Origin of the sequence: Geomonas sp. (assembly GCF_035254065.1) — a bacterium.
In the GTDB taxonomy this organism is placed as follows: Bacteria; Desulfobacterota; Desulfuromonadia; order Geobacterales; family Geobacteraceae; genus Geomonas.
Genome location: NZ_DATFBA010000038.1, coordinates 1 through 10,533, shown reverse-complemented (window position 1 = coordinate 10,533; position 10,533 = coordinate 1). Strand labels below are relative to the sequence as shown.

The following is a 10,533-nucleotide window of genomic DNA, read 5'->3' as shown; positions in this document are numbered from 1 at the left end:
GAAGGAAAACGGCAGGTACGCCGTGTACGGCGGCTCCTACATGCGGGAAGCAAAGGCCGCAGCCGAGCAGGACCGCCTGTACGCCAAAGGGGTGAAGCTGGTGATGAAGACCGCCTCCGCGCCGGTCACCGTGATGAACCTGCGGGGGGGGAGCTTCCCCGACAAGGTAAAGGCAGAGAGAGCGGCGAATGCTCTCAAGAAGAACGGGGTGACGGCTAAGGCAGTCAAGGCGGCAAGGTAAAGGAACTACGTGACGCAGAAGGTAACCTTTAAGATTTCGGCGGCGGCAGCCCCCTACATTGGCGCGGACAAGCCGCGGCAGGAGAGGCTGAAGGCCGCTACCGGCCAGGTCAAGCTGCCGCCCACCGACTTCGTGCTGCTGGTTTACTACCTGTGCCACGACCCCGATGCCGAGGTCAAGCAGGCCGCGCTGACCACCCTGCGCAGCCTGCCGGTTTCCTTTCTGACCCAGTTGCTGGGCAACCGGGAGCTGCACCCGAACATCCTGGACGCCCTGGTGCAGCTCCATTTCAGGAAGGGAGAGCTGGTCCAGCTTTTCGTGACCCACCCGATGTTGAGCGAGAAGTCCGCCCGCTTCCTGGCCGAGCAGAGCCTGTCTGCGGCACCCGCCCCGACACCACAGGCACCACAGCCGGCGCAAGTCGCAAAGCCCGCACAGCCCCAGTCAGACCAGTCCGACAGGTCCGACACAGCCGCGGCCCCGGAGGACGACCAACCGGTGGACGAAGAAAGTGCCGAGTTCCAGTCCAAGTACCAGATGGCCCAGAACATGGGGGTGGCGGACAAGATCAAGATGGCGATGACCGGTGACAAGGAGTGGCGCACCCTCCTGATCAAGGACACCAACAAGCTCGTTTCCGGCGCGGCCATCAAGAACCCGCGCATGACCGAGAACGAGGTGCTCGCCATCGCCAAGTCACAGGTGCAAAACGACGAGATCATGCGCGTCATCTGCGCCAACAAGGAGTGGGTGAAGAACCCGCAGATCCGCAAGGCTCTGGTGGAGAACCACAAGACACCGCTCCCCAACGCACTGCGGTTCATGCAGTATCTTTCCGAGAAGGACCTCGCCCATCTCGCCAAAAGCAAGAACGTCTCCACGGTGATCGCCACCCAGGCGCGCCGTCTCCTGTTGAGTAAAAAAGAAGGCAGATAATCAAGGGGGCTCTCGATGGCTCTGATCAATCAGGCTAAACGTGAAATCAACGCCAAGATAGTGTTCTTCGGGCCCGGCCAGGCCGGCAAGGCCACCAACCTGAAGCTCATCTACAACAAGCTCAAGCCGGACTTCCGAGGCGCGCTCAAGGCGATGAACGTCCAGGACGCCCGCATGATGTTCTTCGACTTCACCCCGCCCGGGGACGGCAACGTCGAGGGCTTCAAGGTCCGCTTCCACGTCTACACGGTCTCCGGCAACAAGGTGGATCAGGCGGCCTGGAAGATGGTCCTCAAAGGGGCGGACGGCATCGTCTTCGTGGCCGACTCCGACCCGCAGCGGCAGGACAGCAACCGCGAAAGCCTGGAAAAGCTGATCGAGTACCTGAAAGGGTACGGCCAGAGCCTCGCCTCCATCCCGGCTGTCTTCCAGTACAACAAGTGCGACCTGCCGGATTGCCAGGCACCGGCGGACATGGAGGCCCTCCTCAACCCGCTGCGCCTTCCCGGCTACCAGGCGAGCAGCCAAAGCGGCGAAGGGGTGCTGCAGACCCTGCTCGCCCTGGTAAAGATGGTGCTGAACGGCCTGCGCAGCAAAGGGGTGCAAGGACTCGCGACCCCGGACACCTTGCTGGGCATGGTCGAGCCCGCCGCCCTGCCTGCGGCCGCGACGCCTGAACGACGGTCGCCGGAGCAGGCGCCCGCCCCTCCCCTGGCAACCCAACCTGCGCCGCAGGCTGCACCGAGCGCGCAGCAGCAAGAGGTGTCGTTCGAAGAAGCACCCAGCGAAGCTGAGGGTCGCATCGAGTTCCCCCCTGCCGCCGAAGCGGGCTTGAGCGAGGGAGGTGCCGTTCCCACCGCCCCGGCCATGGCTGCCACCGGCCAGTCCAGCCAGGAAGAACTGTCACTGGAGGTGGCGGGGGATCCGCAGCCGGACGGCCCTGGCCGCTTCCGCATGCCACTCACCATCCGCAGCGGTTCCCGCAGTAAATCCGTGACCCTCAGCATCGCCGTCTCGCTGGAAGAGGAGTAACGTTGGGCCCTGCACTCTCACTGACGCTTTTCACACGGCTATTGCTCGCCTCTCTGCTGGGGGGGATGATCGGCTTGGAGAGGGAGATCCACGGCAGGCCGGCGGGGTTCAGGACCCACCTGCTGGTCTCCCTCGGGGCCTGCCTCTTCGTCATCACCTCGGTCGAGTTCTATTACCTCTTCGGGAATTTCACCGGCACCACACCGGTCGGGGTCGACCCCGGCCGGGTCGCCGCCCAGGTGGTCACCGGCATCGGCTTTCTGGGGGCCGGCGCCATCATCAGGGAGCGTGCCTCCATCCGCGGCCTGACCACCGCGGCCTGCCTGTGGGTCGCCGCGGCGCTGGGCGTCGCCTGCGGCGTCGGGCTCTTCAACCTGGCCGTAGCGGTGACCGCCATCGCCCTGGGAAGCCTCCTCCTCTTGAAGCAGGCGGAAAAGCGGCTCGCCCGGGATTTCTACCTCAACGTCCAGGTCTGGGGGGAGGAGGGCGAGGGATTCGCCGCCAGCATCCGACAGGCGATCGCCGCACTGGGGATGGAGATCACCGAGGCCGGCTACGACAGCGATCTTGTTCACCGGCGGATGCTGGTGGAATTTCAGGTAAAACGGACCCGCAAGGCCGGAGCCGCCGAGCTTATGGCAACCCTCGGCAGCCTGCAAGGGGTCAGGCGGGTCAAGGTGCAGTAACCACGCAGCATCGGCAGTCATCAACTGGAGCAGAGAGAAAGGAGAACCGAGATGCCGGAACTGAAGGGTACCAAGACGGAGAAGAACCTGCTGGAGGCGTTCGCGGGCGAATCGCAGGCGCGCAACAAGTACACCTACTGGGCCTCGGTGGCCAAGAAGGAGGGGTATGAGCAGATCGCCGCCCTCTTCCTGGAGACCGCGGAGAACGAAAAAGAGCACGCCAAACTGCACCTGAAGGCGCTGGGGGGCATCGGCGACACCATCACCAACCTGAAGGCTGCCGCCGCCGGCGAGTACGCCGAGTGGCTGGAGATGTACCCCCGCATGGCCAAGGAGGCCAGGGAGGAAGGTTTCACCGCGCTCGCCATCATGTTCGAAGGGATCGCCAAGATCGAACTCGCCCACCAGGAGCGCTACAAGGCGCTGCTCGCCTCTATCGAGGAAGGGACCGTCTTCAAGGAAGAAGAGCCCGTCACCTGGAAGTGCCGCAACTGCGGGCATCTCCACGAAGGGACTGAGGCCCCCGCCGGCTGCCCCGTCTGCCATCATCCCAAAGGCTACTTCGAGAGGATGGCCGAAAACTACTGACACCCATCCACACACCGCCTTTTTGAGGGCCCCCTCTGCGTTGAGGGGGCCTTTTCCGGCATGCTAACTGCTCAAAACCCTTGTATACAGCCAGGCTTACATGCTATGATGCCTTGGTTTTAATTAGCAACAGGAGGCGAATGCATGGCAATCATCACCTTTTCCCGAGAGATGGGCACAGGCGCCTACGCCGTTGCCAAGGAATTGGCAAAAAAGCTCAAGTATACCCTGATCGACCGGGTGAAAATAGAGGAACTGGCCCCCAGCTACGGCCTGACTCCGGAGATACTGGAGCGGGTCGATGAGAAGCCCCCCTCCTACCGTACCGCCGAGGACCGTCTGCAGGCCGCCTACCTGGCCACCGTGGAGCTGATCCTTTTGGACTGCGCGAAGAAGGGGAACGTCCTGCTGTACGGCAGGGGTGCCCAGGACCTGGTCGAGGGGCTCAGCAACGTGCTGAAGGTGCGCTTCATCGCCCCCTTCGAGGACCGGGTGGAGAAATTCGCGGAGCGCGAGTGGATCGATCCCGATCTGGCCAGAGAGCTGATCAGGAGAAGCGATCACCAACTGGGTGGCTTCATCCACTTCTACTTCAACCGTGATTGGAACGATCCGATGTGCTATGACCTGATCTTCAACACCTCCAAGATCAGCCAGAGCTGCATGGTGGACACCCTGGTGGCGGCGGTCAAGGACCCGCGGCTCAAGGAGGGTGAAGAGGAATCCATGGCGATGCTGGAAGACCTGATCCTGGCCAAGCGGGTCGAGGCCGAACTGCTGAAGTCCCCCTTGGCGCGGGCGCTCAGGTTCGACATCTGCGCCGAGGATGGCGTGGTCACCCTCTCCGGGCACGTGAAGTCCGAGGAGGAAGTCCAGCAGGCGATCGACATCGCTATGGCGGTGGAAGGGGTCACCGACGTGGAGAGCGAACTGGACGTGCTGAACTTCAAGCCCTCCAAGGACTGAACCCCATCCTCACCCCACCACTCCCTTGAAGGGAGGGAGCATCAACATCAGCAACAAAAAAGGGCCCTCGAATGAAGGGCCCTTTCCATTTTCGCCGCCTAACCGGTCTTGCGACCAGTCCCTATTGCGTCCCCTCCCCTTCAAGGGGAGGGACAGGGTGGGTATGGGGTGTATCCCCCCTCACCTGCTCGCCTTCACCCTCTTCAGGTTTTCCACGCAGGAGTAGGGGACGGCCATGCTGCCGCGCCCGCTCCCCATGCTGATCCCCTCCTCGATGCCGTGGTAGTCCGAGCCGCCGGTCCACACGAGCCCCTTCTTCTCTGCAAACGCCTTCAGAAATGCGCTCTCGATCTCGTTGCAGACGTTGTTGTAGACCTCGATCCCGTCGAGTCCCATGCCGCACAGGGTGTCGATGATGCCGGTCAGCGTGTCCCGGTCGGTGCTGATGGTGGTGGGATGCGCCAGCACTGCCACCCCACCCAGCCTTCTGATGGCGGCGAGCGCTTCTTCCATCGGGAAGTAGCGTTTGGGAACGTCACAGGGGATCAGGTAATGGCTGAAGGCATCCTGCATGTCGTGGGCGTACCCCTTGGACATCAGCACCTGGGCGATATGCGGGCGTCCCAGCGCGCCTCCCGCCAGGGCAGCCGCCTCCGCGCTGGAGATGGGGGAGCGCCCTTCGAAGACCAGCTTCTCGTTGATCTTGTCCACGATAGCCTCCCCTCGCCTCTCGCGCCGGTCCCGGAACTCCTTCAGCGTCTCCTGCAGCCCTTCGTCGTGGTAATCGAGCAGGTAGCCGAGCAGGTGCACGTCGCGATAGGAACCGAAGGCGACAGAGAACTCCAGGGCGGGAAGCACCTCGAGGCCGCATTGTGCCCCGGCGGTGACGGCCTCGTCGATGCCGTCCACGGTATCGTGATCAGCCAGGGCGATCGCCTTCAGCCCCAGGTCGCAGGCCATGGCGACCAGCTCGGCAGGAGAGCGGACACCGTCGGAAAAGGTAGAGTGCATGTGGAGGTCGACCAGGTTTTTCATGTGTTCTCCAGTGCTGCAGGTGCGGCGGCGAAGCGCGGCTGCTCTCGGCCAGCGGTTGTAGTAGTCAAAGCGCTCATTATAGGCGTTTTCCCCATTTGTGCAACGTCTGCATGCAGCGAAAGGTGAAGACCGCCAGCTTGGTCAGGGAAGAAGACGCGGTATACTGCTATCTGTTGTCTGCCATCCCCCACACCGAGGTGCCCATGACACGGCTGTACCGCTACGTAGCGTCGCTCGCCATCGTCTTTTCCCTTGCCCAGGCCCCTCCAAAAGCCCAGGCAGCCGATGCCATTTCCGGGCATATCGTGATGGCCGCCATTCCGGTGGGGGCCTTCGCCACGGCGTACCTGAAGAACGACAAGGAGGGGGAGAAGCAGTTCGTACGCAACCTTTTGGCCAACCAGCTGCTCAACTCGACGCTGCGGCTGGCCTTCAACTATACCGGCTTGGGGAGACGTCCGAACGGTAACGGTTACGGCTTCCCCTCTGGCCATGTGGCCTTTGCCGGCGCCGGTGCCTCCTTCCTGGAGGAGCGCTACGGCTGGCAGTACGGGGTACCGGCCTGGCTGCTGACCGGTTACGTGGCTTGGGTGAGGGTTGACAACAATGACCATCACGCACGCGATGTGATAGCGGCTGCCGCCCTCGCCTACGGGATAGGCAAACTGTTCGTGACACCGGAAAACGCCACCCACCTGGCGCCGGTGATCGGTCCGGACTGGATCGGGCTGCGCTGGGAGAGATCGTGGTAAACTAGGGGCTGACCAAGGGTTCAGAGAGGTGAGCTATGGCAAGGGTATCGATCGGCTGCAGCGGCTTCAGTTACGGGCATTGGCGTGGCAACTTCTATCCCGAGGGGATGGCGCAGAAGGATTGGTTCCACCACTACCGCTCGGTCTTTTCCACCGTGGAACTGAACGTCACCTTCTACCGGACCCCCACCATCGAGACATTCAAGCACTGGTACGAGGAGAGCGAAGAGGACTTCTCCTTCGCGGTCAAGGGGAGCCGGTACATCACCCACGTAAAGCGGCTCTCCGATCTCGGGAACGCCCTGGAGCGTTTCTTCACCCCGGCCCAGGAGCTGAAGGAAAAGCTCGGCGTGGTGCTCTGGCAGTTCCCGCCCCAGTTCAAGTGCAACCTGCAGAGACTGCAGGAGTTCCTCGACAACCTGGGAAAGTACCTCTTCCGCACCACCTTAGAGTTCAGAAACGACAGCTGGCTCACCGACGACGTGGTGAAGATCTGCAAGGATAAGAACGTCTCGCTGTGCATGGCCGACTGGCCCCCCTACCTCGACGAGACGCCGGTCACCGCCGACTTCGTATATATCCGCAGGCATGGCCAGCAGGGTAGCTACAACGGCTACTACAGCACCGCTGAGCTGGAAAAGGACGCAGCGAGGATAAAGAAGTACCTGGAGAGGGGGCTCGACGTCTTCATCTACTTCAACAACGATGCCGGCGGGGCAGCCCCTCAAAATGCCGTGGAGTTGGCGAGCATCCTGCAGAACGTCCACCACATCTCCCCGCATCTGCCGTCACGATAAGATCCGTTGCAGGCAATGAGACGGGCTCCAGCGACGGAGCCCTCACCCATTTCCTCATCCCCTCTATCCCGCCCCTACCCTACCATGCCGCCTCCTTGCTCCCCTCCCTAATGACATCAGTACATACGAAGGCGCCACTTCAGGTCAAGCGGACGGGAAGGCGCAAAACAACCGTCATTCCAATTGTAAAGGAAGGTGGAGATGGTACCATTGCAGACGATTAACAACCACACATGATAAGGGAGGTTTTATGCGGAAACCGTGGTCACTGATAGGGGCTCTGGCGCTGGTCTGTGCAACCGCCCTTCCCGCTCTTGCCGACGTAACCGACTACCTGGGACCGGGAGAGAAACCGTCCAGGTGCCCGAAGACCATCGTGGTGCGGCCGGAGTTGTTGCGCTCCAACGTCATCTCCACCATCGACAGCTCGGACCTGGAAACAGCCAGCCACATGATCGGCTCCACGGTTGCCAACAGATACGACGGCTCCCTGGTGATCGCGGCCAAGGACCTGGACCAGTACCGGGTCTGCAACGTCCCGGTGGTGCTCTCCAAGCTGAAATCCTACACCACCCAGTCCGCCATCTTCGGCCAGCGCGAGGGGACGGCCACGGTGACCATCCTGCACTTCGCCTCCACCAACGCGAGCGACCCCGACAAGCAGATCGAGGTCTCCGCCACCGGGGAGCGCCACTGGGGCGACGACGTCCCCTTCATGAACGCCGTGAAGGCCGTCTGCGAGAAGATCCAAACCGCCCCCTTCTGATCCGCCAGTCGGGGTACCTTCCTCCGCCTTGCCGGTAGCTTAACCTCTCTCCTGCGAGTCCCCTCCCTCCAAAACGGGAGGGGCAACTTCCACCTCAGCCCGATCCCACCCCGCCAATATCTCCCGCATGGTGTGGCGAATGAACAGGAGCGAAATCAGGGCCGCCAGCCAGGTGATCAGGAAGATCCCCCACCAGACCCCTTCTACCCCCAGGCCAAACCCCACCGTCAACAGCCAGAAGGCCGGCACCGGAGCCACCACCTGGCGGAAGATGCCGATCACCACCGCAAAACGCGGCCGTCTCAGCCCCTGCAGGGCGAAGGTGTTGATGTAGAGGATGACGTAGGCGGGGAGCACGAAGGCGGCGATGCGCAGATACTGCACGCCGATGTGGGTCACCCGCTGGTCCGAGGTGAAGAGGGACATCATGCCCGGCGCCAGCGGGTAGAGCAGCAGGGTGCCGAAGGCCATCAGCGTCAAACCGTCCTTCAAAGCGGAGCGGACGGTTTCCTTCACGCGGTCGTAGCGGAGCGCCCCGCTGTTCTGGGCGACCAGGGCAAGGGTGGCCACGTTCAGCCCCATGACCGGCAGCAGGACGATCTGCTCGATGCGTGTCGCGACACCGTAGGCGGCCACCTCCACCTGTCCGAAGCGTCCCACGTACCAGGTAATCACGAAGACCCCCAAGGCGACGGTCATCATGGAGAGGCTGGCAGGAAAACCCTGGCGGGCCAGGGAGGTGAATACCTCGCGCCGGGGCAGAAACTCGCGCCAGCCGAGCCCACCGACCAGACCGCTGCGGCGGACCTTTGCCTGGAGGTAGATGCATCCCGAGGCCTGGATGGTAACGGTGCCCCAGGCGATGCCGGACAACCCGAGAGGCGGCAGGCCGAACCCTCCGTAAATGAACCAGGGATCGTACAGGAGGTTCAGCAAAAAGGCGGTCACCAGGAAGTTGCGATATGACTTGGTGTCTCCGGTGGCGTTGAGGATGGAGTTCTGCGACTGGTTCACCACGAAGAAGACGGCCCCCCAGAAGAGAGCGCCCATGTAGGAGATGGCGAGGGCGAAATATGCCCCAGTTGCGCCCATCGAGTGGAAAATGATGGGAGCAGAGGCCAGGCCGACGGCAGTCAGCAGCACTCCATGCAACACGGCGAAGGAGATGGCCTGGGCGGAGTACAGGACTGCCTTTTCCCGTTCGCCCGCCCCCAAGGCGTGCCCGATGAGTGCCGTGGCACCGGTGGAGATGCCGCTGCCGATGGCGATGATGATGAAAAACAGCGGGAAGGACAGGGAGACCGCAGCCATGGCCTGGGTGGAGATCCGGCTGGCGTACCAGGTATCCACCACGTTGAACATGGTGTTGAAGAAATAGCCGATGCCGACCGGGATGGCGAGGCGGCGCAGGAGGGGCGTTACCGGGGCTGAAACAAGATCAGAAGACATTCGAGGAACCTAACCACCTTGTATGAGTCGCCGAGCGATATTCGCCTGACAGGATAAAGAAGAAAACCTTTTCTGCAATAGAATCAGTCAGCTTTTTCTCAGATGCTATTCTACATGGAATAACGTCTGGTTGGATACTCTTTAGCGCCTGCCATGGTCAATGGACCGCACAATATCAGCTGCAGCGAATAAGGAACTACATTTACATTGATAGCTGCTCATAAGCCGTGATATGGTGCCGCGTCACCAGGATGAGTCCAAGCAAAGGAGTGTCTGATGAAACGTTTGGCAATGGCCGGTCTGCTGGCATTGAGTCTGATGGGAGGCTGTAGCGGCGACAAGAGCAAGGAGCTCTTCGACACGGCACAGTTCGAGGAAAAGCAGCACAACAAGGAACATGCCCTGAAACTCTACCAGGAGATCGTCTCCAAGTACCCGAACAGCCCCCTGGCAAAACAGGCCAAGGAGCGGGTGTCGGCTCTCAGCGCGAAATAGACTGGCGAGCTCAATTGGACGCCATCTTCGAGCTGATACTTTCCTTTCTGTGGGAGATTTTCGCCAACCTCCTCGTGCAGTTCTTATTGGAGTTGGGACTGCGCTCCCTGGCCGAGCCTTTCCGCAAGAGCGAGCAACGCCACCCGGTTCTGGCTTTCATCGGCTGTATCATGCTGGGAACTCTGGCTGGATACCTAAGCCTGCTGGTTTTCCCGTACCAATTGTTCCACGCACAGCATCTGCAGGGCTACAGCCTGTTCTTCGTGCCGCTCGCGAGCGGTCTCACCATGGCCGGGCTTCGCAAGCTCAGGGAGCGCCAGGAGAAGCCGCTCCTCTTCATGGACAGTTTCACCTATGGCTACACCTTCGCCTTCTTCATGACGTTCGTCAGGTCCTATAACGTATGGTGAAGCAGATTTGGTAATCAGGTCAGGTAATGGAAGGTAACGAGGAAAAGAAGAAAAAGAAGAAGCGGTCGCCGTGGTCGAAGTTCATCGACCTCATCTTCCGGGTGGGGCACGTCGCTGTGGGAGGGATCCTGTTCGGCGGGCTCTACTGGCAGGTAGCGTTCACGAACCTGCGCCTGTGGCATTGGCTGACCGTCGGCACCGGAGTCCTGCTGATCGGATGCGGGATGGTCGGCAGCAGGCACTGGATCTACCAGGGACGCGGCATCCTGGCCCTGTTTCACCTGTCACTGGTCTGGCTCGCCCACTCCAGCCGCGCGCCGATAACCGCTCCACTGCTGGCCGTGCTGGTCTCCGGAGTGGTCGGCAGCCACCTGCCGGGC

14 protein-coding genes are annotated in these 10,533 nt (G+C 61.7%); 12 read left to right on the top strand and 2 right to left on the bottom strand.

The window, feature by feature from the left end; translation table 11 throughout:
• The 6 genes from VJ604_RS02100 to VJ604_RS02075 all read left to right on the top strand — a co-directional run.
• The coding region (locus VJ604_RS02100; protein ID WP_324079731.1) for an SPOR domain-containing protein at positions 1-241 on the top strand (241 nt) is incomplete at its 5' end.
• Between the two features lie 9 nt (positions 242-250).
• Positions 251-1,177, top strand: coding sequence for a hypothetical protein (locus VJ604_RS02095; RefSeq protein WP_324079730.1), 927 nt, complete (start codon positions 251-253; stop codon positions 1,175-1,177).
• Between the two features lie 15 nt (positions 1,178-1,192).
• Complete coding sequence (locus VJ604_RS02090; RefSeq protein WP_324079729.1) at positions 1,193-2,209, top strand: GTP-binding protein; 1,017 nt, start codon at positions 1,193-1,195, stop codon at positions 2,207-2,209.
• A 65-nt stretch (positions 2,210-2,274) separates the two neighbouring features.
• On the top strand, positions 2,275-2,895 hold the full coding sequence (locus tag VJ604_RS02085; RefSeq protein WP_414652380.1) for an MgtC/SapB family protein: 621 nt from the start codon (positions 2,275-2,277) through the stop codon (positions 2,893-2,895).
• A gap of 51 nt (positions 2,896-2,946) precedes the next feature.
• Positions 2,947-3,483 carry a rubrerythrin gene (gene rbr / locus VJ604_RS02080; RefSeq protein ID WP_324079727.1) on the top strand — a complete coding sequence of 179 codons (537 nt, stop codon included), beginning with the start codon at positions 2,947-2,949 and terminating at the stop codon, positions 3,481-3,483.
• Between the two features lie 144 nt (positions 3,484-3,627).
• Positions 3,628-4,449, top strand: coding sequence for a cytidylate kinase family protein (locus VJ604_RS02075; RefSeq protein WP_324079726.1), 822 nt, complete (start codon positions 3,628-3,630; stop codon positions 4,447-4,449).
• A gap of 180 nt (positions 4,450-4,629) precedes the next feature.
• Here VJ604_RS02075 and VJ604_RS02070 read toward each other — a convergent pair whose 3' ends face one another.
• Complete coding sequence (locus VJ604_RS02070) at positions 4,630-5,484, bottom strand: PHP domain-containing protein (protein ID WP_324079725.1); 855 nt, start codon at positions 5,482-5,484, stop codon at positions 4,630-4,632.
• A 110-nt stretch (positions 5,485-5,594) separates the two neighbouring features.
• Between VJ604_RS02070 and VJ604_RS02065 the strand changes: the two genes are divergently transcribed.
• The 3 genes from VJ604_RS02065 to VJ604_RS02055 all read left to right on the top strand — a co-directional run bounded on the left by VJ604_RS02065 (position 5,595) and on the right by VJ604_RS02055 (position 7,799).
• On the top strand, positions 5,595-6,236 hold the full coding sequence (locus VJ604_RS02065; protein WP_324079724.1) for a phosphatase PAP2 family protein: 642 nt from the start codon (positions 5,595-5,597) through the stop codon (positions 6,234-6,236).
• Positions 6,237-6,271: 35 nt separating this feature from the next.
• Positions 6,272-7,033 carry a DUF72 domain-containing protein gene (locus tag VJ604_RS02060; protein WP_324079723.1) on the top strand — a complete coding sequence of 254 codons (762 nt, stop codon included), beginning with the start codon at positions 6,272-6,274 and terminating at the stop codon, positions 7,031-7,033.
• Positions 7,034-7,283: 250 nt separating this feature from the next.
• A complete protein-coding gene (locus VJ604_RS02055) occupies positions 7,284-7,799 on the top strand; it encodes a hypothetical protein (protein ID WP_324079722.1) in 516 nt (171 codons plus the stop codon).
• A gap of 39 nt (positions 7,800-7,838) precedes the next feature.
• Here the strand turns inward: VJ604_RS02055 and VJ604_RS02050 are convergent, their stop codons facing one another.
• Entirely contained in the window at positions 7,839-9,248 is a 1,410-nt protein-coding gene (locus tag VJ604_RS02050) for an MATE family efflux transporter (RefSeq protein WP_324079721.1), read from the bottom strand.
• A gap of 276 nt (positions 9,249-9,524) precedes the next feature.
• Between VJ604_RS02050 and VJ604_RS02045 the strand changes: the two genes are divergently transcribed.
• From VJ604_RS02045 to VJ604_RS02035, 3 genes are all read left to right on the top strand, one after another.
• On the top strand, positions 9,525-9,743 hold the full coding sequence (locus VJ604_RS02045; RefSeq protein WP_324079720.1) for an outer membrane protein assembly factor BamD: 219 nt from the start codon (positions 9,525-9,527) through the stop codon (positions 9,741-9,743).
• A 14-nt stretch (positions 9,744-9,757) separates the two neighbouring features.
• Positions 9,758-10,153, top strand: a complete 396-nt coding sequence (locus VJ604_RS02040) for a hypothetical protein (RefSeq protein WP_324079719.1) — start codon at positions 9,758-9,760, stop codon at positions 10,151-10,153.
• A gap of 26 nt (positions 10,154-10,179) precedes the next feature.
• Positions 10,180-10,533, top strand: a 354-nt coding sequence (locus VJ604_RS02035; RefSeq protein WP_324079718.1) for a hypothetical protein, incomplete at its 3' end; no start/stop codon positions are given.

What these genes read in the sequence shown, in the direction of transcription:
- VJ604_RS02090 (WP_324079729.1), top strand. Translation starts at nt 1,193, where the DNA reads ATGGCTCTGATCAATCAGGCTAAACGTGAAATCAACGCCAAGATAGTG.
- VJ604_RS02085 (WP_414652380.1), top strand. Translation starts at nt 2,275, where the DNA reads ATGATCGGCTTGGAGAGGGAGATCCACGGCAGGCCGGCGGGGTTCAGG.
- rbr (WP_324079727.1), top strand. Translation starts at nt 2,947, where the DNA reads ATGCCGGAACTGAAGGGTACCAAGACGGAGAAGAACCTGCTGGAGGCG.
- VJ604_RS02075 (WP_324079726.1), top strand. Translation starts at nt 3,628, where the DNA reads ATGGCAATCATCACCTTTTCCCGAGAGATGGGCACAGGCGCCTACGCC.
- VJ604_RS02070 (WP_324079725.1), bottom strand. Translation starts at nt 5,484, where the DNA reads ATGAAAAACCTGGTCGACCTCCACATGCACTCTACCTTTTCCGACGGT.
- VJ604_RS02065 (WP_324079724.1), top strand. Translation starts at nt 5,595, where the DNA reads ATGCAGCGAAAGGTGAAGACCGCCAGCTTGGTCAGGGAAGAAGACGCG.
- VJ604_RS02060 (WP_324079723.1), top strand. Translation starts at nt 6,272, where the DNA reads ATGGCAAGGGTATCGATCGGCTGCAGCGGCTTCAGTTACGGGCATTGG.
- VJ604_RS02055 (WP_324079722.1), top strand. Translation starts at nt 7,284, where the DNA reads ATGCGGAAACCGTGGTCACTGATAGGGGCTCTGGCGCTGGTCTGTGCA.
- VJ604_RS02050 (WP_324079721.1), bottom strand. Translation starts at nt 9,248, where the DNA reads ATGTCTTCTGATCTTGTTTCAGCCCCGGTAACGCCCCTCCTGCGCCGC.
- VJ604_RS02045 (WP_324079720.1), top strand. Translation starts at nt 9,525, where the DNA reads ATGAAACGTTTGGCAATGGCCGGTCTGCTGGCATTGAGTCTGATGGGA.